At 69.8% G+C, this 23,368-nt stretch carries 22 protein-coding genes; 11 read left to right on the forward strand and 11 right to left on the reverse strand.

Going from position 1 to position 23,368, the window contains the following annotated elements:
• Positions 1-7: 7 nt before the first annotated feature.
• The 4 genes from ACQP2O_RS28465 to ACQP2O_RS28480 form a co-directional block, all read right to left on the reverse strand.
• A complete protein-coding gene (locus ACQP2O_RS28465; protein ID WP_433170258.1) occupies positions 8-1,153 on the reverse strand; it encodes a thiolase family protein in 1,146 nt (381 codons plus the stop codon).
• Complete coding sequence (locus ACQP2O_RS28470; RefSeq protein ID WP_433170260.1) at positions 1,150-1,551, reverse strand: Zn-ribbon domain-containing OB-fold protein; 402 nt, start codon at positions 1,549-1,551, stop codon at positions 1,150-1,152. Before ACQP2O_RS28470 ends, ACQP2O_RS28465 begins: the two co-directional genes overlap by 4 nt.
• Positions 1,536-2,324 (reverse strand): enoyl-CoA hydratase/isomerase family protein, encoded by a 789-nt coding sequence (locus ACQP2O_RS28475; protein WP_433170262.1) that lies wholly within the window; start codon positions 2,322-2,324, stop codon positions 1,536-1,538. The genes ACQP2O_RS28470 and ACQP2O_RS28475 overlap by 16 nt, the downstream gene beginning before the upstream one ends.
• Before the next feature lie 205 nt (positions 2,325-2,529).
• Complete coding sequence (locus ACQP2O_RS28480; protein ID WP_433170264.1) at positions 2,530-3,675, reverse strand: acyl-CoA dehydrogenase family protein; 1,146 nt, start codon at positions 3,673-3,675, stop codon at positions 2,530-2,532.
• A gap of 189 nt (positions 3,676-3,864) precedes the next feature.
• On the opposite strand from ACQP2O_RS28480, the gene ACQP2O_RS28485 reads away from it, so the two are divergent.
• Together ACQP2O_RS28485 and ACQP2O_RS28490 are read left to right on the forward strand one after the other, a co-directional pair.
• On the forward strand, positions 3,865-4,905 hold the full coding sequence (locus ACQP2O_RS28485; RefSeq protein WP_433170266.1) for an NAD(P)-dependent alcohol dehydrogenase: 1,041 nt from the start codon (positions 3,865-3,867) through the stop codon (positions 4,903-4,905).
• A 91-nt stretch (positions 4,906-4,996) separates the two neighbouring features.
• Entirely contained in the window at positions 4,997-5,752 is a 756-nt protein-coding gene (locus ACQP2O_RS28490) for a glucose 1-dehydrogenase (protein ID WP_433170268.1), read from the forward strand.
• A 60-nt stretch (positions 5,753-5,812) separates the two neighbouring features.
• On the opposite strand, the gene ACQP2O_RS28495 is transcribed toward ACQP2O_RS28490, so the two are convergent.
• From ACQP2O_RS28495 to icmF, 4 genes are all read right to left on the reverse strand, one after another.
• Positions 5,813-7,051, reverse strand: a complete 1,239-nt coding sequence (locus ACQP2O_RS28495) for an MFS transporter (protein ID WP_433170270.1) — start codon at positions 7,049-7,051, stop codon at positions 5,813-5,815.
• A 328-nt stretch (positions 7,052-7,379) separates the two neighbouring features.
• Positions 7,380-8,546, reverse strand: coding sequence for an acyl-CoA dehydrogenase (locus ACQP2O_RS28500; protein WP_433170272.1), 1,167 nt, complete (start codon positions 8,544-8,546; stop codon positions 7,380-7,382).
• Positions 8,546-9,412, reverse strand: coding sequence for a 3-hydroxybutyryl-CoA dehydrogenase (locus tag ACQP2O_RS28505; protein WP_433170274.1), 867 nt, complete (start codon positions 9,410-9,412; stop codon positions 8,546-8,548). The genes ACQP2O_RS28500 and ACQP2O_RS28505 overlap by 1 nt, the downstream gene beginning before the upstream one ends.
• Before the next feature lie 11 nt (positions 9,413-9,423).
• Complete coding sequence (icmF, locus tag ACQP2O_RS28510; protein ID WP_433170276.1) at positions 9,424-12,660, reverse strand: fused isobutyryl-CoA mutase/GTPase IcmF; 3,237 nt, start codon at positions 12,658-12,660, stop codon at positions 9,424-9,426.
• Positions 12,661-12,832: 172 nt separating this feature from the next.
• Here icmF and ACQP2O_RS28515 point away from each other — a divergent pair, with 172 nt between their 5' ends.
• On the forward strand, positions 12,833-13,357 hold the full coding sequence (locus tag ACQP2O_RS28515) for a MarR family winged helix-turn-helix transcriptional regulator (RefSeq protein ID WP_433170278.1): 525 nt from the start codon (positions 12,833-12,835) through the stop codon (positions 13,355-13,357).
• Positions 13,358-13,475: 118 nt separating this feature from the next.
• On the opposite strand, the gene ACQP2O_RS28520 is transcribed toward ACQP2O_RS28515, so the two are convergent.
• On the reverse strand, positions 13,476-13,958 hold the full coding sequence (locus ACQP2O_RS28520; protein WP_433170280.1) for a GbsR/MarR family transcriptional regulator: 483 nt from the start codon (positions 13,956-13,958) through the stop codon (positions 13,476-13,478).
• A 92-nt stretch (positions 13,959-14,050) separates the two neighbouring features.
• On the opposite strand from ACQP2O_RS28520, the gene ACQP2O_RS28525 reads away from it, so the two are divergent.
• The 8 genes from ACQP2O_RS28525 (at position 14,051) to ACQP2O_RS28560 (ending at position 21,452) form a co-directional block, all read left to right on the forward strand.
• Positions 14,051-14,866, forward strand: coding sequence for a class I SAM-dependent methyltransferase (locus ACQP2O_RS28525; protein WP_433170282.1), 816 nt, complete (start codon positions 14,051-14,053; stop codon positions 14,864-14,866).
• 47 nt (positions 14,867-14,913) lie between these two features.
• Positions 14,914-15,309 carry a GNAT family N-acetyltransferase gene (locus ACQP2O_RS28530; protein ID WP_433170284.1) on the forward strand — a complete coding sequence of 132 codons (396 nt, stop codon included), beginning with the start codon at positions 14,914-14,916 and terminating at the stop codon, positions 15,307-15,309.
• 145 nt (positions 15,310-15,454) lie between these two features.
• The gene (locus tag ACQP2O_RS28535; protein WP_433170286.1) at positions 15,455-16,225 is read left to right on the forward strand and encodes a hypothetical protein; all 771 of its coding nucleotides are present in this window, start codon (positions 15,455-15,457) and stop codon (positions 16,223-16,225) included.
• Positions 16,226-16,372: 147 nt separating this feature from the next.
• Positions 16,373-16,777 carry a hypothetical protein gene (locus ACQP2O_RS28540; protein WP_433170288.1) on the forward strand — a complete coding sequence of 135 codons (405 nt, stop codon included), beginning with the start codon at positions 16,373-16,375 and terminating at the stop codon, positions 16,775-16,777.
• Between the two features lie 288 nt (positions 16,778-17,065).
• Entirely contained in the window at positions 17,066-18,331 is a 1,266-nt protein-coding gene (locus tag ACQP2O_RS28545; RefSeq protein WP_433170290.1) for a four-carbon acid sugar kinase family protein, read from the forward strand.
• Positions 18,328-19,347, forward strand: coding sequence for a 4-hydroxythreonine-4-phosphate dehydrogenase PdxA (pdxA, locus tag ACQP2O_RS28550; RefSeq protein WP_433170292.1), 1,020 nt, complete (start codon positions 18,328-18,330; stop codon positions 19,345-19,347). Before ACQP2O_RS28545 ends, pdxA begins: the two co-directional genes overlap by 4 nt.
• Positions 19,348-19,363: 16 nt before the next feature.
• Complete coding sequence (locus ACQP2O_RS28555; protein ID WP_433170294.1) at positions 19,364-20,659, forward strand: MFS transporter; 1,296 nt, start codon at positions 19,364-19,366, stop codon at positions 20,657-20,659.
• A 13-nt stretch (positions 20,660-20,672) separates the two neighbouring features.
• Complete coding sequence (locus ACQP2O_RS28560; protein WP_433170296.1) at positions 20,673-21,452, forward strand: DeoR/GlpR family DNA-binding transcription regulator; 780 nt, start codon at positions 20,673-20,675, stop codon at positions 21,450-21,452.
• 117 nt (positions 21,453-21,569) lie between these two features.
• On the opposite strand, the gene ACQP2O_RS28565 is transcribed toward ACQP2O_RS28560, so the two are convergent.
• Positions 21,570-22,466: a carbohydrate ABC transporter permease gene (locus ACQP2O_RS28565; RefSeq protein ID WP_433170298.1), complete on the reverse strand. Its 897-nt coding sequence runs from the start codon at positions 22,464-22,466 to the stop codon at positions 21,570-21,572.
• Positions 22,466-23,365 (reverse strand): carbohydrate ABC transporter permease, encoded by a 900-nt coding sequence (locus ACQP2O_RS28570; RefSeq protein WP_433170300.1) that lies wholly within the window; start codon positions 23,363-23,365, stop codon positions 22,466-22,468. Before ACQP2O_RS28570 ends, ACQP2O_RS28565 begins: the two co-directional genes overlap by 1 nt.
• Positions 23,366-23,368: the final 3 nt, after the last annotated feature.

The following is a 23,368-nucleotide window of genomic DNA, read 5'->3' on the forward strand; positions in this document are numbered from 1 at the left end:
CCTCCGTTCAGCGGGACAGCACCGTGCACGCGCTGACGCCCGGAGCGCCGTACACGTGGGTGAAACCGACCCTGGGTTCGCCGGGGACCTGGCGCTCGCCGGCCCGTCCGCGCAGTTGCTGGACGACCTCATAGACCTGGCGCAGCCCCGAGGCGCCGATGGGTTCACCATTGGCGATGCAGCCGCCGTCGGTGTTGACCGGCAGCGCGCCGCCGATCTCCGTGGCGCCGGCGGCGATCAGCCGCTCCTGCTCGCCGTCCTCACAGAAACCGCACTCGGCCAGGTGCATGACCTCGGCTCCGCTCTCGGTGTCCTGGAGCTGGCGGACGTCGACGTCGCCGGGGCCGATCCCCGCCTGCTCGAACGCGGCGGCCGAGGCGTCACGGCTGACGCTGGTCGGCTCGCCGACGGGGAGCCACGGGCTGAACACCTCGAACGAGCCGAAGCGCCGCGTCCGTACGACGGCCGAGCGCAGGGTGACCGGGGAGCCGTTCAGGGTACGCGCGACTTCGGGCGAGCACAGGACGAGCGCGGCGGCGCCGGCTCCGGGCGAGCAGAACATGTAGCGGGTCAGTGGATCGTTGACCATCCCCGAGTCGAGGATCTCCGCGGCCGACAGCGGCTTCCGGCGCCACGCCTCAGGAGTCAGCGCGCCGTTGCGGTACGCCTTCTTGGCGACCAGCGCGAGGGTCCGCGAGGTGATCCCGTGGTCGTGCATGTAGCGCCGGATCTTCATTCCGAAGAACTGGGTGGTCACCATCAGGCCGTCGCCGCCGTACTCCTCCCCCAGTCCCCAATCCTCGGGCCGCGGGTCGAAGGCGCCGCGCGGGTGCTTGTCGAAGCCGACGGCGAGGACGACGTCCGCCATGCCCGAGCGGATCGCGTTCACGGCGGATATCAGCGCGCTGCCGCCGGTGGCGCAGCCGTTCTTGACGTTGACGAACGCCAGCCCGGTCATGCCGAGCTGCGCCACCAGCGTGTCGGCGAGCCCGGCGTTGTCGCTGCCGCCGAACGCGGCCCGGACCCGCGACCAGGGGATCCCCGCGTCGGTCAGTGCGGCGTTCACCGCGCCGACGGCCAGCTGCCGGCCGCTCGCCTCCGTCCGGCCGAAGGGGGTGCGGCCGGCACCGCAGATCACGACGTCACCGCTCATGCCCGCTCCTCATCGGGGAGCGCGGGCCGGGCCTGCGGGACGCCGTCGCCGGCGGTCACCGTGAGAGGCATGCCGATCCGGATGTCGTCCAGATCGTCGATCTCCAGTACGGCCGCCACCCGGACGCCCTCCTCCAGCTCGACGTAGCCGACCGCGAACGGCTCGAAGCCGCCCGGCGGGACCCGGTAGGGCGGTGACTTCGGGGCGTACCGCTGCACCGTCCACGTCCAGAGCCTGCCCGCGCTGCTCAAGGCCGCCGGCTCGGCCGGCCCGCCGCAGCGCGGGCAGGTGCCGGCCGCGGGGTAGGCCGTCACCGAGCAGCCCGAGCAGCGCGAGCCGTGGAGCCCGGCGGCCGGGCTCCGCGGAACCGTCGGCATTCCGGTCAGCGCCCCGTCCACTTGGGCTCGCGCTTCTCCAGGAAGGCCGAGACGCCTTCGTTGGCATCCTCGGAGTTGAGCGCCACACCCACGGCGAGGTGCTCCATCACCATCAGCGACTGGGTGTCGGCGTCCAGGCTCCGGTCGATCGTCATCTTGGTGAGCCACATGGTGAAGGGGCTCTTGTCGATGAGGTCGCCGATGAAGTCCTGGACCGCCTCATCGAGCTCCTCTCCCGGGACGGACTTGTTGATCAGCCCGAACTCCGCGGCCTCGACGCCGGAGAGGAGCTTGCCGGTGAGCATCAGCTCCTTGGTCTTCCGGATACCGATCATGCGCGGTACCCGGTAGATCGGGCCCGCTCCCCCGAACAGCGCGCGCCGGATGTGGAAGTCGCCGATCTGGGCGTCGTCCGCCGCGATGGCGAAGTCGCAGGAGATCATGATCTCGAAGCCGCCGGCGGTGACGTGGCCCTCCAGGACCGCGACCGACGGGGTCTTCATCGAGTAGAGGCGGTCGCACACCTTGGCCGACTTCACGGCGACGTCGATGGCGTTCGACCTGCCGACGTAGTCCTCCTTCAGGCTGTCGAGGTCGAAGCCCGAGCAGAAGGTGCCGCCGCGGCCGCGGACGATCAGGACGCGCAGTTCGGGGTCCTCGTCGACCTCCGTGATGATCTCGTCGAGCCGGTCCAGGATCGGAACGGTGACGCAGTTCTTCTTCCACGGGCGGTTGAGCCAGACACGCGCGACATGGCCGTCGCGCTCGAACTGGATCTCGTCTTCAACTGCCATGGCCCCGACCTCCGAGTCCGATTTGAACTGAATTCACTACGAGTTTGGCTATCGCCCGACGGCCTGTCAAGCCCGGACCTCGATCGATGGATCGCCTTCACCGGCGTGGATTCGCCGTCGCGACGGGCGACCGACCCCAGGCACAAGGAGGCCTTGGCTGGCGTTAAATCGAAGTTGATTCACCAGATCTTCGGCCTTCCGTGTCTCACGCGGCCGGCTGCGGGGCGAGGCCGACCAGTTCGGCGAGGCGCGTACGGTTCTGGTCCGCCGTGCCGAACAGCACTTCGTCGCTGCGCGCCCGGCGCACGTACAGATGCGCCGGGTGCTCCCAGGTGAAGCCGATGCCGCCGTGGAGTTGGACGTACTCGGCCGTCGCCAGGCGGAAGGTCTCGGAGCAGACCGCGGCGGCGGCGCTCGCGGCCACCGGGAGCTGCGGCGACGCCGCGGCCACGCAGGCGGTCGCGTACGCGGACGCCGAACGTGCCGCCTCGATCGCGACGAGCCAATCGGCCATCCGATGCTTGAGCGCCTGGAAGGAACCGATCGGACGCCCGAACTGGTGGCGCTGGGCGACGAACTCGACCGTGGCGTCCAGCGCGTGCCCGCTGCCGCCGATCTGCTCGGCCGCCAGCGCCGCCCGTCCGACGTCGAGGGTCGCCGTGACCGTCTCCTCGGCGTGATCCTCCGCGCCGAGGGCGGTGGCCGGGGCTCCCCGGAACTCGACCAGCGCCTGGCGGCGCGTCTCGTCCAGGACACGGCGCGGAGTCCGCCGGCAGGTGCCGGAGGCCGGCTCGCAGGCGAACAGCCGGGGGCCGTCCGGCGTCCGGGACCGCACCAGGATCAGGTCCGCGCCGGCCCCGTCGAGCACGAAGTCCGCCCGGCCGCGCAGCGTCCAGCCCGAGCCGTCCCGCCGGGCCTCGACGGCGGGCGCGTCGGCGTCGAATCCGGCCACGGTCGCGGTGAGCGTTCCGTCCGCGATGCGCGGCAGATAGCGCTCGCACGCGTCCCGGTCGCCGCCCTCCAGGAGGGCATGAGCGGCGAGGACGACCGTGGACAGCAGCGGCGCGCAGTACAGCGCACGTCCGGACTCCTCCAGGGCCACCGCCAGCTCGGCGAAGCCGAACCCGGCCCCGCCGTACTCCTCGGGAATGGCGAGCCCGTGCACGCCGATCTCGCCGGCCAGCCGGGTCCAGAGCGCCTCGTCGTGGCCGCGCGGAGTGGCCAGATGCCTGCGGACGTCCTCGGGCCCGCTGGTCTCGGCGTAGAAGCCCCGCAGGATGGCGCGCAACTGCCGCTGTTCGTCGGTCTCCGACAGCAGCTGGGGATCGATCTCGGGGTGGCGATGGTTCATGGGGGTCTCCGTCGTGCGAGGTGAGGAGGATGCAAGCGAACTGAACTCGATTCGCCACTCTAGGCAGACGATGCCAGCCGAACAACAGGTGCAGACGTGCCATCTTGACACCGGACGCCGCTCCCTGAATCGATTTCACCTCTGTTATCGTGGCGGCCACGGGGTCGGCCGGACTTGGGGTGGGTGACGATGAGAGCGCTGCGGCTGACGGCCTGGGGAGAGCCTCCGGCACTGACCGAGGTCGAGCGGCCCGTGCCGCACGGCGCCGAGGTGCTGGTCCGGGTGGAGGCCGCCGGGCTCTGCCGCTCCGACCTGCACGTCCTCGAGGCGCCCGCGGGTGCTCTCCCCTATCGGCCGCCGTTCACCCTCGGCCATGAGGTCGCCGGACGGGTGGCATCGCTCGGACCCGACACCGACGGGGTGGCGGTCGGTGAACGCGTGGTGCTGTACGGCCCGTGGGGCTGCGGCCGCTGCGATCGTTGCGCGGCCGGCCGGGACAACTACTGCGACCGGCGCGACGCCCTCTCCTGGCACGGGCTCGGCCTGGGCCGGGACGGCGGAATGGCCGGCCATGTGCTGGCGCCGTCCGCCCGCCACCTGGTACCGATCGGCGACCTGCCGGCCGAGCAGGCCGCGCCGCTGTCCGACGCGGCACTGACCTCCTACCACGCCGTGGCCGGCCTACGACACATGCTCGGGGAGGGCACCACCGTCCTCGTCATCGGCGTCGGCGGCCTCGGCCATCTGGCGGTGCAACTCCTCGCTGCGATCACTCCCAGCCGCATCCTGGCGGTCGACGTCCGCGAGGAGGCTCTGGCCCTCGCGCATCGCTCCGGCGCGCACTACGTCACCCTGATGCGGGCGGACACCGATCGCGTGCTGAGGGCGGAGAGCGGCGGTTCAGGGGTGGACGCCGTGCTCGACTTCGTCGGCGGCCCCGAATCGATCGAGCTGGCGGTCGGCCTGCTGCGCGCCGGGGGCGAACTCGCGGTCGTCGGCAGCGGCGGCGGGCACCTGACCGTCCGCAAGCCCGGCCTCCTGCCGCCGGGCTTCAGACTCTCGCTGCCGTACTGGGGAACCCGCCCCGAACTCGCCGAGGTCGTCGCGCTCGCACGCGCGGGCGCGATCCGGGTCGAGACGGAGCGGCTTCCGCTGTCCGCCGCGCCGGAGGCACTGCACCGGCTCCGCGGGGGCCGGGTACGGGGGCGGGTCGTGCTCGTTCCCGACTGATCCTGCCCGCGCGGGCGAGCGCCCCATGGTTCGCATGTCCGCGTGGCACGGCTTCGTGCCCTGATCACCGCGTACAGGAGGGATTCTCGGGATGCGCTTCGACGGAAGAATCGCCATCGTCACCGGCGGGGCCCGCGGCATGGGCGCGTCACATGCGCGCGCGTTGGCCGCGGAGGGCGCTCGGGTCGTCATCTGCGATCTGCTGGACGACGAGGGAGCGGCACTGGCCGAGGAACTCCCCGCCGCCCGGTACCACCACCTCGACGTCACGGACGAGCCGTCGTGGTCGTCCGTGGTCCGCGAGACGGAGGAGGCCTTCGGCGCCGTGGACGTCCTGGTGAACAATGCCGGGATCGTCCATTTCGGCGGTGTGGAGGCACTGTCGCCCGCGCACTTCCGCCAGATGATCGAGGTCAACCTGGTGGGCGCCTTCATCGGGATGCACACCGTCCTGCCCGGCATGCGCGCCCGCGGCCGCGGTTCCGTCGTCAACATCTCCTCGGCGGCCGGTCTCACGGGGTTCGCCGGCGGCATCGGCTATGTGGCGAGCAAGTGGGGCGTACGGGGCATGACCAAGGCCGCGGCGCTGGACATGGCCGGCACCGGGGTGCGCGTCAACTCCGTGCACCCGGGCGTGATCCGGACTCCGATGGGCGACAGCGCCTCCCCCGAGCTGTTCGCGCGTCAGCCGATACCGCGGATCGGTGAGCCCGAGGAGGTCACGCGCATGGTGCTCTTCCTCGCCAGTGACGATGCCTCCTACACCACGGGCGGCGAGTTCCTCATCGACGGCGGCCAGACCATCGGTCTCGGCGGCCACGCCGATCCTTCGCCTCCCGATGTCTGACCAGAACGTCGATGACCGCCGCTCCCAAGTGGGGCGGCGGTCATCGGGTCGCCGACGGATCTACACGTCTTCGCGGACGGTCATGAGGGCTGCGATGCCGATCGCGCAGACCAGCATGACGAAGAACGCCGGAGAGATCGGGTTCCCGGTCCGGTGGACCAGGTAGGTCGCGATGTAGGGGGCCGTTCCGCCCGCGAGAACGGTGCCGATGTTGTATCCGATCGCCATGCCGGTGTACCGGACCCGGCGCTCGAACAGGCGCGGCCACAGGCTGGCCGCCGGAACCTGGACGATCGCGCTGCTCAGCATGAACAGCAGGTACGCCGCGGCGGCCAGGGCGAAGCTGTGCCGCCCCATCAGCGCCATCGCCGGATAGGCGGTGACCAGGAAGCCGAGCAGCCCGACCAGCAGGACGCGCCGGCAGCCGAACCGGGCGGTGAGCAGACCCACCGGCACCATGAGCAGCACGGTGACGAGGACGACTCCGGCACTGAGCCAGAAGACGTGGGTCGGGTCGTACTTCAGATCGGCGGTCAGGTGGATGCCGATGTAGGTCAGTCCGAGGAAGACGGCCCCGCCCTGGGCCATGGCCAGGCCCATGGACTGCAGGAGCGCCTTGCGGTGGGTGGACAGCGCCTCGTGGATCGGAGCCGTGGGGATGTCGTCGTGCCGGGCGGCCTCCGCGAATTCGGGGGTGTCCTCGATCCGCAGCCTGGCCCACAGACAGATCAGGGTGAGCGGCACGGCCATCAGGAAGGGCAGTCGCCAGCCCCAGTCGGCCATCTGCGACTTGGTGGTGAGTGCGGAGACCACCCCGGCCGTGGCCGCGGCGAACGCGAACCCGAGATTGGACCCGATGGGCGTGAACGCGCCGAGGAACGCACGGCGCCGAGGCGGTGCGGACTCATAGACGTAGGTGTACGCGCCGACGGACTCGCCGCCTGAGGAGATCCCCTGGACCATCCGGATGAGGAAGAGCAGCACGGCCGCCGTCACCCCGATCTGGTGATAGGTCGGCAGGAGAGCGGTGACGCTGCTGGCGATGCCCATGGCCATCACCGAGGCGACCAGCGCTTTCCGGCGGCCCCATCGGTCGCCGAGCCGCCCGAAGAAGATGCCGCCGATCGGCCGCACCACGAGCCCTGTCGCGAACACGGCGAGCGCCGCGAGCGTCGAGGCGGTCGGGTCGCTGCTCGGGAAGAACTGCGGAGCGAACGCCACGGCGAGGTAGCCGTAGATGCTGAAGTCGTAGTACTCGATCAGGGTGCCGATGCTTCCGGCGAGAATCGCGCGACGCACTGAACGCGGATCGTGGAGCGTTGGCCCGGGCCCTGGGACGGCCGAACTCTGAGTGGCACTCATGATCCGACTCTCCTTCCTTCGGCGTGGTCACGTACCTGCCGACGTGAAGGAGAGCGTATAGAACTGAACTCAATCCAGCTAGCCTCTAATCGACCCAGGTTGGGGCGATAGCTCGCAGGTTAGCCACAACCGAATCAAATTCATTTAGGAGTGGGCGCTGAACGACCGTCTCCCCCAACGCAACATGGCCCCGGGGCGGCCGAATGCGCCCCGGGGCTGCTCCCCGTGTTGGTGTCCTTGGGCGAGCGAATGCTCGCGCCGGCGATTATTTGAGGAGTTGGCGGGCCATCACCACGCGCTGGATCTGGTTGGTGCCTTCGTAGATTTGGGTGATCTTGGCGTCGCGCATCATGCGTTCGACGGGGTAGTCCTTGACGTAGCCGTAGCCGCCGAGTAGCTGGACCGCGTCGGTGGTGATCTCCATCGCGGCGTCGGAGGCGTAGCACTTGGCGGCGGAGGAGATGAAGGTCAGGTCGGAGACCTTCGCGCCCTCCATCGCCTGTTCGGACTTGGCGGCGGCGGCGTAGGTGAGCTGGCGGGCCGCCTCGAGCTTCATGGCCATGTCCGCGAGCATGAACTGGACGCCCTGGAAGTCGCCGATTGGCTTGCCGAACTGCTTGCGTTCCTTGACGTAGCCGATCGCGTAGTCCAGGGCGCCCTGGGCGATGCCGAGCGCTTGGGCGGCGATGGTGACGCGGGTGTGGTCGAGGGTGGCCAGGGCGGTTTTGAAACCCGTGCCCTCGGCGCCGATGATCCGGTCGGCGGGGATCCGTACGTCGTCGAGGATGACCTCGCGTGTCGGGGAGCCCTTGATGCCGAGCTTCTTCTCCGGTGCGCCGAAGCTCACACCCGGGTCGTTCTTCTCGACCACGAACGCCGAGATCCCGCGGGCACCCTGGCCGGGGTCGGTGACGGCCATCACGGTGTAGTAGTCCGAGACGCCCGCGTTGGTGATCCACCGTTTGGTGCCGTTGAGCACCCAGTGGTCTCCGTCACGCACGGCCTTGGTCTTCATCGCCGCCGCGTCGCTGCCCGCCTCCGGCTCCGACAAGGCGTACGAGAACATGGCCTCGCCGCGGGCGACCGGGCTCAGGTAGCGTTTTTTCAGGTCCTCAGAACCCGAGAGGAGGATCGGAACGGTGCCGAGCTTGTTGACCGCCGGGATCAGCGAGGAGGCGGCACAGGCCCGGGCGACCTCTTCGATGACGATCACGGTGGCCAAAGCGTCGGCGCCCACTCCGTCGTAGGCCTCGGGGACATGCACGGCGTGCAGGTCGGCCTGCACCAGCGCGTCATAGACGGCCTGGGGAAACTCCCCGGTCTCATCCGTCTCCGCCGCCCGCGGGGCGATCTTGTCATCGGCCAGCGAGCGCACCGTCTCGCGGAGCATCCGATGCTCCTCCGGCAGTTCGAAGAAGGGGACGTCGGTCATCACTTCTCCTGGTAGTCGTAGAAGCCGCGGCCGCTCTTGCGGCCGAGCAGGCCGGCGTCGACCATGCGCCGCAGCAGGGGCGGGGCAGCGTACAGGGGCTCTTTGAACTCCTCGTACAGCGACTCGGCGACCGAGACGAGGGTGTCCAGGCCGATCAGGTCGCACAGGCGCAGCGGGCCCATCGGATGCGCACAGCCGAGCGTCATGCCGGTGTCGATGTCCTCGGCGGTGGCGTGGCCCGCCTCGAGCATGCGAACGGCCGACAGCAGGTACGGAACGAGCAGGGCGTTGACCACGAACCCGGACCGGTCGGGCGCGGTGATCGCGGTCTTGCCGAGCGCCTCGGTGGCGAAGACGCGGGCGCGCTCGAGCACGGCCTCGGCCGTGAGCACCGAGGGGATCACCTCGACGAGCCGCTGGACGGGTACCGGATTGAAGAAGTGCAGCCCGACCACCTGAGCGGGCCGGGTGGTGGCACGGGCGACCTGGATGATGGGGATCGACGAGGTGTTGGTCGCCAGGATCGCGTCGGGTCGCTTGACGACGGCGTCGAGTTCGGCGAACAGCGCGGCCTTGACCTGGGGATTCTCCGTCGCCGCCTCGATGACCAGGTCGCGGTCGGCCAGGGCGTCCAGCCCGGTGGTGAAGGTCAGCCGGGCGAGCGCGGCGTCCCGGTCCTCCCCGCCCAGCTTGCCGGCGTCGACGGCTCGCCGCATCGACTTCTCGATGCGGGCGCGCCCGGCCTCGGCCGCGGACTCGTCGATCTCCCGGACGATGACGTCCAGCCCGGAACGGGTGCAGACCTCGGCGATGCCGGACCCCATCAGGCCGCAGCCGATGACGCCGACACGCGTGATGTCACTCATGGGTCTCCCTGTCAGATGCTGCGGCGGTACTGGCCGCCGACCTCGAAGAAGGCGTCGGTGATCTGCTGCAGGCTGCACACGCGCGCGGCGTCCATCAGCGCGGCGAACACGTTGTCGCCGTTCCTGGCGGCGTCCTTCAGGGCGACGAGTGCGGCGTGCGCCTCCTCCCGGTGGCGGTTCTGGAAGTCGCCGACCCGCTCGAGCTGGGACCGCTTCTCGGCCTCCGTCGCGCGGGCCAGTTCGACCGGCCCGGCCGTGGCCGTCTCGCCGTGGGGGTTCCGGAAGGTGTTGACGCCGATGATGGGCAGGGTCCCGTCGTGCTTGCGCCGCTCGTACAGCATCGACTCGTCCTGGATCCGGCCGCGCTGGTAGCCGGTCTCCATCGCCCCCAGCACTCCCCCGCGCTCGCTGATCCGGTCGAACTCGGTCAGCACCGCCTCCTCGACCAGGTCGGTGAGCTCATCGATGATGAAGGAGCCCTGCAGCGGGTTCTCGTTCATCGCCAGACCCCACTCACGGTTGATGATGAGCTGGATGGCCAGGGCCCGACGCACCGACTCCTCGGTGGGCGTGGTGACGGCCTCGTCGTAGGCGTTGGTGTGCAGGCTGTTGCAGTTGTCGTAGATGGCGATGAGGGCCTGCAAGCTCGTACGGATGTCGTTGAAGTCCATCTCCTGCGCGTGCAGCGACCGGCCCGACGTCTGGACGTGGTACTTCAGCTTCTGCGACCGTTCGTTCGCGCCGTAGCGGTCCCGCATCACGGTCGCCCAGATCCGCCGGGCCACCCGGCCCAGGACGCTGTACTCCGGGTCCATCCCGTTCGAGAAGAAGAACGACAGGTTCGGAGCGAAGGCGTCGACGTCCATGCCGCGGGCCAGATACGCCTCCACGTAGGTGAACCCGTTGGCGAGGGTGAAGGCGAGCTGGCTGATGGGGTTCGCGCCGGCCTCGGCGATGTGGTAGCCGGAGATGGACACCGAGTAGAAGTTCCGGACCTGGTGGGCGATGAACCATTCCTGGATGTCGGCCATCATCCGCAGGCTGAACTCGGTCGAGAAGATGCAGGTGTTCTGTCCCTGGTCCTCCTTGAGGATGTCGGCCTGCACGGTGCCCCGCACCGTCGCGAGAGTACGGGCCCGGACGTCGGCCGTCTCCTGCTCGGTCGGCTCGCGGCCCTGTTCGCTCCGGAAGGCGTCCAGTGCCTGGTCGATCGCGGTGTTGAGGAAGAACGCCAGGATCGTCGGAGCCGGCCCGTTGATCGTCATCGACACCGAGGTCGTCGGGGCGGCCAGGTCGAATCCGTCGTAGAGGGCCTTCATGTCCTCCAGCGTCGCGATCGACACCCCTGAGGTGCCGACCTTGCCGTACACGTCCGGGCTCTGCCCCGGGTCCCGCCCGTACAGGGTGACCGAGTCGAACGCCGTCGACAGCCGGGTCGCCTCACTGTCGGCCGACAGCAGTTTGAACCGCCGGTTCGTCCGGAAGGCGTCCCCCTCTCCGGCGAACATCCGCGCCGGGTCCTCGCCCTCCCGCTTGAACGGGAACACCCCCGCCGTGAACGGGAACCGCCCGGGCAGGTTCTCCTCGCGCAGGAACCGCAGCAGTTCCCCGTGGTCGGTGTAGCGCGGCAGCGCGACCCGCGGGATGCGGTTGCCGGACAGGGACTCGCGCGTCAGTCGCGTGCGCAGTTCCCGGTCCCGGATCCGTACGACCTGCTCCTCTCCGGAGTACGCCTCGACGACGGCCGGCCAGGTCTCGATGAGCTCGGCGTCGGCGGGGGCGACGTCGCGGCGCGCTCGATCGAGGAGTTCGGTCACGGCGGCGGCGGGTTCGCCGGTGAGCTCCGCGGCGACCTCGCTCAAGCGCTGTACGCGCCGGACGGCGGCGCACTGACGGGCGGTCTCGGCGTGGTACCCGCGTACGCTCTCAGCGATCTCGGCGAGGTACCGTACGCGGGCCGGGGGGACGATCTGGGCGGCACCGGTCGAGGTACGGCCCTCCACGGGCGGTAGCACCCCGGGCTGCAGGATGAGGCCGTGCTCGGCGAGCAGACCGGTCAGCTGCCGGTAGAGGGCGGTCACGCCGTCGTCGTTGAACGTGGCGGCGCTCGTCCCGAAGACCGGCATGTCCTCCGGGCGCGCGCCGAACGCCTCCCGGTTCCGGATCAGCTGCCGGGACACGTCGCGCAGGGCGTCGGCGGCGCCGCGCCGCTCGAACTTGTTGATCGCCACGACGTCGGCGAAGTCCAGCATGTCGATCTTCTCGAGCTGCGAGGCCGCGCCGAACTCCGGTGTCATCACGTACAGCGACACGTCGACGAACGGGACGAGCGCCGCGTCGCCCTGCCCGATCCCCGGCGTCTCCAGGATCACCAGGTCGTATCCGGCCGCCTTGCAGGCGTCGATCACCGCTTCGATGTTCTCCGGCAGCTCGCGGGCACCGCGTGTGGCCAGCGAACGGAAGAAGACATGGTCGCCGTCGAGGCAGTTCATCCGGATCCGGTCGCCCAGGAGCGCGCCGCCGCCACGGCGGCGCGTCGGGTCGACCGCCAGCACCGCGACCCGGAGCTTGTCCTGCTGGTCGGTGCGCAGCCGGCGTACCAGCTCGTCGGTGAGGGAGGATTTGCCCGAGCCGCCCGTGCCGGTGATGCCCAGGACGGGTACGCGGCGGGAGCCGGCGGCGGCCGCCAGCGCCTCCCGGTCCGTCGCCGGGAGCCTGCCGTCCTGGAGGCAGGTGATGGCGCGCGCCAGCGCATGACGCTCCCCGGCCAGGACGGCCTCGGCCGGGGACGGCTCGGCGGCCTGGTCCACGTCGCAGTCGCGGATCAGCTCGTTGATCATTCCCGGCAGGCCGAGACGCTGGCCGTCTTCGGGCGAGAAGATGCGCACCCCGGCGTCCGCCAGCCGGGCGATCTCCTCGGCGACGATGACGCCACCGCCACCGCCGTAGACCCGCACGTGTCCCCGGCCCACCTGCCTCAGCGCCTGGGCCAGGTACTCGAAGTACTCGACGTGACCGCCCTGGTACGAGCTGACCGCCACTCCCGCCGCGTCCTCTTCCACGACGGCGTCGACGACCTCCTGCACCGACCGGTTGTGCCCCAGGTGGATCACCTCGGCACCCTGCGACTGCAGGATGCGCCGCATGATGTTGATCGCGGCGTCGTGGCCGTCGAACAACGCCGCCGCCGTCACGAACCGCACCGGATGCACCGGCCGATGCAGATCCTCGTTGGTGGATTCGGTCACCATGTCCTCCCCGAGAATCGGATGCCGCAGCGCCGGACAGCCGAGCATGCCAGTTACTTGGACGTCCAATATTTTGAAGTCAAAGTAGGGCGTCGCCCGGAATCGGTCAAGGCGCCGGGCGGCGAACCGGCCGGCCGTCGCGTCCGTCACCGATCTCCCATACGGTGAGCCGGTGCCCGAGCCCTTCGATCCCATCGCGGAAGCCCACCGGCAGTGGACCCGGCGCTGGCCGGAACACGCGGATCACATGGCCGCCGTGACCTCGATCATGCGCGTGCAGCAGCTCCTGCTCAGCCGGATCGAGGAGACCCTCAAGCCGTACGCCCTGACCTTCGCCGCCTACGAGGCGCTGCAGCTCCTGGCCCTGACCCGCACCGGCAGCCTGCCGATGGGCAAGATGGGCCGGCGCCTCATGGTCCACCCCGCGTCGGTCACCAACGTGATCAGCCGACTCGAACAGCGCGGGCTCGTCGAACGGCGCCCCTCCCCCGACGACCGCCGCGTCGTGCTGGCCAAGATCACCGAGGAAGGGAGCGCGATGGCGCGCGAGGCGACGGCCGCACTGAACGAGTCCGCCTTCGGCCTGCCCGGCCTGACGCAGGGAGAAGCCGCCGAGGTCACCGAACGCCTCGTGGCCTTGCGCATCGCGGCCGGCGACCTCTCCCCGGACGCCGGCGGTCGCCCTGAGCGGAGGTGACGTGACAGGCGGTCCCCCGGTCGACCGCGGCTTAAAGGGAATCCGTGGACGAACCCGCAGGGGCGAGCGGCCGCCGGTGACGGCCGATATGACCCCCCTCAGGTCGTCAGCCGGCCGTCTAGCCCGTCTCGCGTTCGGCCGCTTGGAGCTGCCGCCACTTCGCCATCGACTGCTTGATCTCCTCGCGCATGAACGCGAAGAACCGGCGGGTCTCGTCCAGCCGCTGCCCGGCGCGGGAGTCGAGACCCAAGAGCGCAATGCCCTCGTCGGCGCCGGCCTGTATCCGGACCAGCACCGGGTCGGACTGGCTGATGTAGTGGCTCCAGGTGTGCTCGTGGATCCGGCAAAAGTCGTGTCGGGTACCGGGTTCGCGGCCGCGTTCGACCAGCCGTACCTGCACCAGGTACTTGACCGCTGCCGAGATCGCTGACGCGCCGACGTCCAGTCGCTCGGCGAGCTCGGCGGCCGACAGCTTGCCGGAGTCGGTGACCAGCAGCGTGGCATACACGCGCGAGGCCATCCGGGGCATGCCGGATTCGACCATGATCTGCGCGAACCGTTCCCGAAAGTCGGCGATGGCCCCCTCGTCCGATCGCGTCACCCGAAGCCCCCTTCCTCGTCGCGACGGCGACAGTCTAACGCAAATCATTCGCGGACTTCACGAAATCCGTGAAATGCGAGTACTGTCGCCGTGTGGAAGGCACTGAACTCGCAGGAGTGCAGAAGACCCTCAGTCCCGTGCTCAAGGCCAAAGCACTGGACAACCGGCTGCCGGACCCGATCCTCGGCGACGAATACGCCGAGCAGGCGATGCGCCGCCTCGACCCCGACTACGACAACGGCCGATTCGGCACCAGCCAGATGGGCCTCGCCGCCGTGGTGCGCGCCAAGGCCCACGACGACTGGGCCCGAAGCTTCCTCGCCGATCATCCCGACGCGGTGATGCTGCACCTGGGCTGCGGCCTGGACGCCCGGGTGTACCGGATCGACCCGCCCGCCACCGTCGACTGGTACGACTTGGATTACCCCGCCGTCATCGAACTGCGGCAACAATTCCTGCCGCCGCGCGAGCACTACACCCTGATCGACTCCAGCGTCACCGACCTGACCTGGCTGGAACGCATCCCCCGCGGCCGGCCGGCGCTGATGATCGCCGAGGGACTGGTGCCCTACCTGACCGAGACCGACGCCCGGCGGCTGCTGACCAGCGTCGTCGACGCCTTCCCCACCGGCCAAATACAGTTCGACACGGTGTCGGTCTGGGCGTGGCGCACCTCGAAATGGGACCCCCTCGCGCGCAAATACAACGCCCGGTTCCACTGCGGCTTCAACGACCCGGCCGCACTGGCCGATTGGCACCCACGGCTCGAATACGTCGACGAGGCGCCGATGAACGACTCACCGATGCTGATGGCCAAGGCACCCGCGAACGTACGCCGCGTGTATCGCCTCATGAACCTGTTCCCGGGTTTCAAACGGTCCACCCGAATCGTGCGGTTCCGGTTCTAACGCGCCAACGGTCAATACAGGCTGTACAGGCGGCCTACGCTCACGGCATGGCGATCACGTACGAGTGGCGAGGCGACTTCGAGAACACAGCCGTCAACGCCCTTCATGCGGAGGGCTTCGACCATCGGGTCCTGGACATCGACTGGTCGGCGCAGGTCCACCGGCACAGCCTCGGCTGGGTCTGCGCCCGGCGCGACGGCGAACTCGTCGGCTTCGTCAATGTCGCGTGGGACGGTGGGGTCCACGCATTCATCCTGGACACCGTGGTCCGGGGAGACCTTCGCCGCTCCGGGATCGGCGCTGGACTGGTCGCTGCGGCCGTCTCAGGTGCCCGGGCTGCGCAGTGCGAATGGCTGCACGTCGACTTCGATGACCACCTGCAGCCGTTCTACTTCGACGCCTGCGGTTTCAAGCCGACGAACGCAGGCCTCATCGCACTCTGATCGGGCACAGAGACGTGGCGGCGGAGGCTCGATGAGGATTTCCGTCAAGGCGCGGAACCGCAGATCACCGAGCACGGTCGTATCTGGGCGTAAGCCGGAAACATCCAGGCCGCCGACCACGCGTGAGGTAACAATGACGAACTCCGTGGAGACCCTGATCCGGCAGCGGAGGGCCGTACCGCCGGCCACCCTGGCCCGCGGCCTCATGGAGCACCAGGACTGGTACGTTCCCGCCGCCGTGGCTCGCGCCGCCGGTGTCAAGGGCGCGCCGCTCGAGGCTCTGCCACAGGCCGGCGTCCTTGAGGGAAACATGGCCATCTTCACCGCCAAGGAGCACATACGGTTCTTCCGGATAGGCGGGGCGGCCGGTTATACCGGCGGCGTCCCTGGACACCAACTCTTCTCGAGCCTCGACGACCGGCTAGGCTCCATCGAGATCAATCCCCTCGGGCCGGAGGACGAGCGGATGCAGATCACGCGGGATGGTTTCCCCGGACTCAGGTTGTGGGCGCATGGCATCGCCTTTGAGACCCGCCTGCGCGGTACCTCGCAAAAAGACGCCGCAGAGATCCTCCACCGCTATCGGGTCATGCGGGAGTTCGGCCACTACCTCGTCGTCAAATGGACGACGCCGGAGGGCAGCGGTCGCCCCTTCCGGATGGAGATCCCCGATCTGCCAGGGATCAAGTTCGTCCTCGCCTTCAGCGCCCTCGATCGGCTGGACGCTTGCCTCGCGGCGATTCCCGCAGGCGAGAGGAGCCAACTCGACGTCAGCGCCGCCATCGCCGGGGAGGACCTGTTCCGCGGTCTAGCCCAGGCCGATCTCGGCATGCTCCTCAATTTCCCCACGACCGATTCCGCGCTGATGGAGATGGTGGTACCACGGCTTTGGGACACCGTACTGTCCGCAGAGTGACGCCGGCAGATGGGCCGGTAACGGCACTTACCCCTGTTTCCGGCCTGTCGGCGGTCAGGGTGACCGGTGCGCCCGCCGGCACACCAATCCGAGCCGTCCGGCTGTGGCCACTGAGATGCACCCCTTGATCGGTCCTAGGATCACCCCATGGAGAACGCGCTGGGCCCGGAGGAGGTCACCCGCCTCCTCGACGGCATGGGCTTCTTCCAGAAGCGGGCGCTGAAGAAGGCCGGCTTCAAGTGGGCTGGCCTGCACCGGATCGCCGGGAACCGGTACGGCGCCGGCCTGGTCGAGGCCGTACTGGCCTGCCACACCGACCTGCTGGGCCGCCCGCCCCGCGACGACGAGCCCGAGAAGGCCAAGGCGGCTCAGCGCTACCCCGGCGTCAGCGCGGTCACCACCTGGGGCGACTTCTCCGTCTCTGCGAGCGACCGCGGCCGCCTCAACATCGACCCCGACCTGCTCGCCGAACTGGACGCCTCCATCAAAGCCCGCAAGAAGGCGGAGAAGGAGCAGCGCCGCCGCAACCCCAACGGACGCCGACTCCCCTGACCCCGACCTGGCGTGTCGGTGCCGAATATTCGCCCGCAGGCGACGCGAGTTGGTCAGCAGGAACGCGCCGCGTCGTGGCACGGAGAAAGTCCGGCCTACGCCGTCGGGAAAGGGCTGGCCGACACGGCGACATCAAGACCGGGAACCAGATCGTCCTAAGGTCCCCGGATCGCGCACTCGCAAGTTGCACAAAATGAGCAGCTTTACGTCTCTTGACAGGATCCAACCGCAGGACGCATGCTTGCGGCCACGAAGGTGGACATTTCGAGCAGGTTGAAGATGCTCGAGATGAGCAAATCGGAGGGAGGGGGCATGGCGGAGGTCCTGGTCGTCGCCGACGACCTCACCGGCAGCAACGCGACCGGTGCGCTGTTCTCCCGCCAGGGCATGCGCGCGGTCACCGTCAGCGAGACCTGCCACGGGCTGCGGCACGGCGCGTCGGCGGACGTGGTGGTGGTCAACATCGGCAGCCGCCACTTCCCTGCCGAACGCGCCAGGGCCGAGGCCGCCCGCGTCGCCGAGGAGCTCGGCGACGGCGTGCGGCTCATGGTGAAGCGCGTCGACACCACGCTGCGGGGCAACGTCGGCGCCGAGCTGGCCGGGGTCCTGGAGGTCCTGCGTCGCACGGCCCCGCGCGCCCGTGCGCTCTGCGTGCCCGCCTTTCCTGGAGCCGGCCGTACGACCGTGGGCGGCGTCCACCTGGTCGACGGCGTCCCGCTGACCGAGACCGATGCCGCCCGCGACCCGCTGAGCCCGATCGCCGCGTCCCGGGTCGCCACCCTGCTGCGCGGGCAGAGCGATCTCACCGTGGGCGAGATCGCGCTCGACACCGTTCAGGCCGGTCACGATGAGCTGGTCCGCGCGCTCGGCGCCGACCGGTCCGACGCGCTGGTCTGCGATGCGGTGACGCCCGGGCACATGGCCGCACTGGCCCGTGCCGCGGCGGCCGTCGCCGTGGCGACCGGCGAGCCTTGGCTGTCGGTCGACTCGGGGCCGTTCGGCGCCGCGCTCGCCGCCGAGCTGGGCATCGGCGGCGCGCCCCGCCCGATCCTGGTGATCGCGGGCAGCATCACCGCGCGCACCGCCGAACAGCTCGCCGAGGCCCGGCAGATCCTCGGTGCCCGCTACGCGCCGGTGACCGAGCTGGACGAGGACACGCTGACCGCGGGTGTCCTGGCGCTGCTGGACGCGGGTGCGAGCGTCGCCGGGATCGCGATGCCCGCGATCGACTTCGACCCTGCCCTCGCCGAACGCATCCCGGCGCTTCTCGGCGCCGTAGCCCGCCGCGTCGTCGACACCGGGCGGGTCGGCGGGGTGTACGCGACCGGCGGCGACGTGTCGGTCGCCGTGGTGAACGCCCTGGAGGCGGAGGGCTTCGCCATCGACGCCGAGGTCCAGCCGCTCGCCGTCGCGGGACGGCTGGTCGGCGGCCCGCACGCCGGCTTCCCGTTCGCCGCCAAGGGCGGACTGATCGGCGACCGCGAGGCAGCGGTCGCCTGCATCGAGCACCTACGGATGATCACCGTTCAGCAGGAAAGGGAGAGCGACCGATGAGACCACTGCTCGCCGTCACCCTCGGGGACCCGGCCGGCATCGGGCCCGAGATCACCGCCCGTACGCTGGCCGATCCCGAGTCGGTCCGCGCCGCGCGCGGCCTCGCCGTCGGCGACGCGGCCGTGCTGCGCCGCGCCGCCGCGGTCTGCGGGCTGGACGTGGAGATCAACGCGGTCACCGGCCTCGAGCAGGCGCGCTTCACCGAGGGCGTGATCGACGTTCTGGACCTCGGGATCGCCGGTGACGACCTGGCGTGGGGCAAGGTCGACGCGACCGCCGGGCGCTCGGCGATCGCCGCCATCGAGACCGCGACCCGGCTGTGCATGGACGGCGCCGCCGACGCCATCGTGACCTCGCCCATCAACAAGGAGGCGATCTGGGCGGCCGGGTCGAAGCACCTCGGCCACACCGAGATGCTCGGCGAGCTGACCGGATCCACCCGGCACAACACGATGTTCGTCGTGCACGGCCTGAAGATCTTCTTCACCACGCGCCACATGTCGCTGCGGAACGCGCTCGACAAGCTGAGCAAGAAGGTCGTCGAGGCCGCCATCCACGAGGCCTTCACCGCGCTGAAGGTCTTCGGCGAGGGCGAGCCGCGGCTGGCGGTCGCGGCGGTCAACCCGCACGGCGGTGAGAACGGCAACTTCGGTGACGAGGAGATCGTCTCGATCGCCCCGGCCGTCGAGGCCGCCTGCGCCGCCGGGCTGAACGTCACCGGGCCGATCCCCGCCGACTCGGTCTTCCACCAGGGCCTGCAGGGCCGCTACGACGGCGTGCTGTCGCAGTACCACGACCAGGGCCACATCCCGGCCAAGACCTACGACTTCGACGGCACGGTCTCGGTCACGGTCGGGCTCCCGATCCTGCGCACCTCGGTCGACCACGGCACCGCGTTCGACATCGCCGGAACGGGCAAGGCCTCTCCCGGCGCCATGGCCGCCGCGTTCCGCACGGCCGTCGACTTCGCTCCCTACGCCGACCGCATCCGCGCCGAGTACGGAACAGCCCGCTAGCCCGAGAGGAACCCCGATGAGCACCTCCGCGGCCGTCCCCGCCCGCCGCTGGGTGTACGTGATCCCGGTCGCCGCGATCATGTACCTGCTGGCCTACCTCGACCGCAACAACGTCTCGATCATCCTGCCGTACATGGACAAGGACTTCCCGCTGAGCGGCAGCGCCAAGGGCATGGCGAGCGGGATCTTCTTCGTCGGCTACATGTTCCTGCAGATCCCCGCCGCGATCCTCGCCGTCCGGTGGAGCGCGCGCAAGACCGTACTGATCCTGATGATCGCCTGGGGCCTGGCCGCGATGCTGTGCGGCCTGGTGCAGAGCCAGGGGCAACTGTACGTGGCCCGCTTCGTCCTCGGCTTCTTCGAGGGCGGGGTCTGGCCGGCGGTGCTCATCCTGCTCGCGTCGTGGTTCCCGCTGAAGGAACGGGCCCGCGCCAACGCGCTGTGGATGGCGTGCCTGCCGATCTCCTCCATCCTGATGGCGCCGCTGTCCGGTTGGATGCTCGACCACTTCGGCTGGCGGACGGTGTTCGTCGTGCAGGGTCTGCCGCCGCTGATCTGGGCCGCGGTGTGGTGGTTCGCGATCGCCGACAAGCCGTCGCACGCCCGCTGGGTGTCCGCGGAGGAACGGGCGTACGTCGAGGAGTCGCTCGCGGCCGACGAGGCGGCCAAGCCGTCCACCGGCCAGGCCTCCTACGCCGACACCCTGCGCGACCGCCGCGTCCAGCTGCTGGTGCTGGTCTACTTCTGCTGGATCACCGGGTTCTACGGTTTCAACCTGTGGCTGCCCAGCGTCATCAAGTCGATGACCGGCGACGCCTCGGCCACCGAGGTCGGTCTGCTCACCGCGATCCCGTACACCGTCGCGCTGGTCGCCATGCTCTACAACGCGGTGCGTTCGGACCGGACCGGCAACCGCCGCGCGGCCGTGGCGGTCCCGCAGGTCATCGCGATCGCCGGGCTGCTGTGCGGCCAGTTGGTGCACAACGAACTCCTGCAGATGATGCTGCTGTGCGTCGTCGCCGCCGGGGTGTACGCGCCGTACGGCCCGTTCTGGGCGATGCCCGCGCAGGTGCTGCGCTTCGAGGTCATCGCGGTCGCCATGGGGCTGATCAACGCGCTGGGCAACCTCGGCGGGTTCATGGGGCCCTACCTGGTCGGCTGGCTGAAGGACCTGACCGGCTCGGAGAACTCGGGCTTCATCGCGCTGTCCGGCTTCCTGGCCGTCGGCGCGGCGATCTCCTGGTTCTTCCTGCGCCCGGCCGCCGAGGTCCGGGATCATGCGGTTGCCGTGCAGAATGCGCAGAAGGCGTAACTCAGGGGGAATCGTGACCGTTCAGCAGCGCAGGCCGAGGGCGGCGACGTCCGAACGCCGTGAGGTCCTCGTCCGCGAGGTGCGGGACGGCAACGGCAACATCCACGATCTCGCCCGGCGCCTCGGCGTCTCCGCCTCCACGATCCGCCGCGACCTGCGGGACCTGGAGCGCTCGGGCGAGATCACCCGGACTTATGGCGGCGCGGTGCGGGGACCGCATCCGCATGAGCCCACGCTCCGCGAGAAGGAGCATGGGCATCCGCGCGAGAAGGACGCCATCGCCCGCGTCGCCGCCGACCTCGTCGAAGAGGGCGACGTGATCCTCCTCGACGCCGGCACGACCACCGCGCGCCTCGCCTGGCACCTGCGCGAACGCACCGGCATCACGGTGATCGCCGCCGGGATCAACGCCCTCGCCGTCCTCGCCGAGGCGCCGGGTGTGGAGCTCATCGTGCTCGGCGGCCGGGTCCGCCACCCCGGCGAGGGCATCGTCGGCCCGTACGCCGAGGAGCAACTGCGCTGGGTCGGTCCCGACAAGGCGTTCCTCGGCGCCGACGGGGTGACCTCGCGCGGCCTGTGCTGCCCGTCCCTGGAACAGGCCCGCCTCAAGCACGCCATGCTCGAGGCCGCCCGCACGACTTACGTTCTCGCCGACGCCAGCAAGCTCGGCGCCGAACCGTTCGGCTACTGGGCGCCACTCGACCGCCCGCACACACTGATCGTCGACGCCGCCGCCCCCGCGTCCGAGGTCGAGCGGCTCAGCGCATCGGTCCTGCGCGCACATCCCGCCTAGAGACTCCAGACCGCCGAGAGGCCGCTCGCACTACTGCAGTGGCCGAGAACGAGCCGATCTAGCCTCCGACTTCGCCGGAGCGGTCCATCCCTTGCCGGGCGCCCTGCCAGGTGTGGCTCACTTCCCGAAGCCGGCGGTCAGCCCGGCGACGAGTTGGCGTCGGCCGATGAGGTAGGCGGCGAACAGCGGCAATGACGAGAGGACCACCGCGGCCAGCACGGCCGGAACGTCGATCGTGAACTCGCCCTGCAACGTCCACAGCGACAGCGGCAGCACGCGGGTGCGCGGGCTCTGGGTGAGGATCAGCGGGAACAGGAAGCCGTTCCACGCCTGGATCGCCGTGTAGACGCCGACCGTGATCATCGCGGGCCGGGACAGCGGCGCGGCGAGCGACCATAGGATCCGCCACTCGCTCGCGCCGTCGAGGCGCATGGCCTCGAACAGCTCGTTCGGGATGTCGCGCATGAACGCGGTGGTCACCAGTACGGCGACCGGGATGCCGAAGGCGGCCGTGGGCAGGATGAGCGCGAGCAGGCTGTCGTACAGGTGCAGGCGGATGATCAGCAGGTAGATCGGGATGATCACCGCGTGCGACGGCACCGCCAGCCCCGCCAGGAACAGGGTGAACGCGCCGCGGGCGATGCGCCGTTCGCTGCGCACGATGACGTACGCCGCCAGCAGCGTCACCAGGACGACCACGATGACGGTCGCGACGGTGACGATCGCGCTGTTGAGCAGGTAGCGGCCGAAGCCGTTGTCCAGCACGCGGCGGTAGTTGTCGAGCGTCGGGTGGCTCGGCGGCAGCAGTTGTTCCTGTCCGAGGAAGCCCGCCTGGTCGCGCAGGCTGGAGATCACCATCCAGTAGACGGGCACGAGCACGATCAGCAACCACGCCAGCCCGCCGGCGACGCCGGGGACGTTCCAGCGTGGGCGCCGGACGGCCCACGCCCATGCCGGCCGCCGTCCCCGTGCGGCCTGGTGTCCGGTCATGAGGTCGGTGTCGGCGGCGCTCATCAGGCCCCCTCCTGTGTGCTTCGCATGGACCGGAAGCCCGTGACGCGGACCAGCGTGGTCGAGACGAGGAGGCCGAAGGCCAGGAGCACCACGGCGATGGCGCTCGCGTACCCCATGTCGTAGCGCGAGAAGCCGGTCAGGTACATGTGCAGCGGCAGGATGCGCGTGGCGTCGCCCGGGCCGCCACCGGTGAGTACGAACACGATGTCGAAGGACGTCAGTGAACCGACGAGGATGAGGGTCGAGGAGCCGACGAGCGTGTGCCTCAGCTGGGGCAGCGTGATGTAGCGGAACTGCTGCCGGCGTGTGGCGCCGTCCAGCATGGCGCTCTCGTACATCGACCTCGGGATCTGCCGCGTTCCCGCCTGGTAGAGCAGGATGTGGAACGGGATGAACTGCCACGACAGCACGAAGGTCACCGCCAGCACGGCGAGGTGTTCGTCGCCGAGCCACTGCTGGTTCAGCCAGCCGGCGTGCAGCCGCTGGGCGAGGTCCGCGGACAGCCCGAAGTTCGGGTCCAGCATGTCCCGCCACATGACGGAGATCGCCGCCGACGACAGCAGCAGGGGCAGGAAGAAACAGGCCGCCATGAGCGCGCGGTAGCGCGCGTGGCCGGCGACGAACACGCCGAGCAGCAGGCTGACCGGGGTCTGGATCAGCCACGACACGGCCATGACGATCAGGCTGAGCAGCACCGCCTTGTACAGGACGGGGTCGTGGCCGAGCCGTGTCCAGTTGCCGAATCCGTTGAACGTCGGTGTGCCGAGGCCGTCCCACTTGGTGAAGCTCAGCGCCACGACACCGACCATGGGCAGCAGGGCGAAGGCGCCGAAGAGGAGCACTGCCGGGCCGAGCAGCAGCGTGCTCGGCCCAGCGTGCGTCGATGCGGTGTTCTTCATGCC

The organism is Actinoallomurus sp. CA-150999, assembly GCF_050942425.1.
Lineage (GTDB): Bacteria > Actinomycetota > Actinomycetes > Streptosporangiales > Streptosporangiaceae > Actinoallomurus.

What these genes read in the sequence shown, in the direction of transcription:
- ACQP2O_RS28490 (WP_433170268.1), top strand. Translation starts at nt 4,997, where the DNA reads ATGCGCTTCGACGGAAGAATCGCCATCGTCACCGGCGGGGCCCGCGGC.
- pdxA (WP_433170292.1), top strand. Translation starts at nt 18,328, where the DNA reads ATGAGACCACTGCTCGCCGTCACCCTCGGGGACCCGGCCGGCATCGGG.
- ACQP2O_RS28475 (WP_433170262.1), bottom strand. Translation starts at nt 2,324, where the DNA reads ATGGCAGTTGAAGACGAGATCCAGTTCGAGCGCGACGGCCATGTCGCG.
- ACQP2O_RS28545 (WP_433170290.1), top strand. Translation starts at nt 17,066, where the DNA reads ATGAGCAAATCGGAGGGAGGGGGCATGGCGGAGGTCCTGGTCGTCGCC.
- ACQP2O_RS28465 (WP_433170258.1), bottom strand. Translation starts at nt 1,153, where the DNA reads ATGAGCGGTGACGTCGTGATCTGCGGTGCCGGCCGCACCCCCTTCGGC.
- ACQP2O_RS28505 (WP_433170274.1), bottom strand. Translation starts at nt 9,412, where the DNA reads ATGAGTGACATCACGCGTGTCGGCGTCATCGGCTGCGGCCTGATGGGG.
- ACQP2O_RS28485 (WP_433170266.1), top strand. Translation starts at nt 3,865, where the DNA reads ATGAGAGCGCTGCGGCTGACGGCCTGGGGAGAGCCTCCGGCACTGACC.
- ACQP2O_RS28565 (WP_433170298.1), bottom strand. Translation starts at nt 22,466, where the DNA reads ATGAGCGCCGCCGACACCGACCTCATGACCGGACACCAGGCCGCACGG.
- ACQP2O_RS28540 (WP_433170288.1), top strand. Translation starts at nt 16,373, where the DNA reads ATGGAGAACGCGCTGGGCCCGGAGGAGGTCACCCGCCTCCTCGACGGC.
- ACQP2O_RS28555 (WP_433170294.1), top strand. Translation starts at nt 19,364, where the DNA reads ATGAGCACCTCCGCGGCCGTCCCCGCCCGCCGCTGGGTGTACGTGATC.
- ACQP2O_RS28480 (WP_433170264.1), bottom strand. Translation starts at nt 3,675, where the DNA reads ATGAACCATCGCCACCCCGAGATCGATCCCCAGCTGCTGTCGGAGACC.
- ACQP2O_RS28570 (WP_433170300.1), bottom strand. Translation starts at nt 23,365, where the DNA reads ATGAAGAACACCGCATCGACGCACGCTGGGCCGAGCACGCTGCTGCTC.
- ACQP2O_RS28530 (WP_433170284.1), top strand. Translation starts at nt 14,914, where the DNA reads ATGGCGATCACGTACGAGTGGCGAGGCGACTTCGAGAACACAGCCGTC.
- ACQP2O_RS28500 (WP_433170272.1), bottom strand. Translation starts at nt 8,546, where the DNA reads ATGACCGACGTCCCCTTCTTCGAACTGCCGGAGGAGCATCGGATGCTC.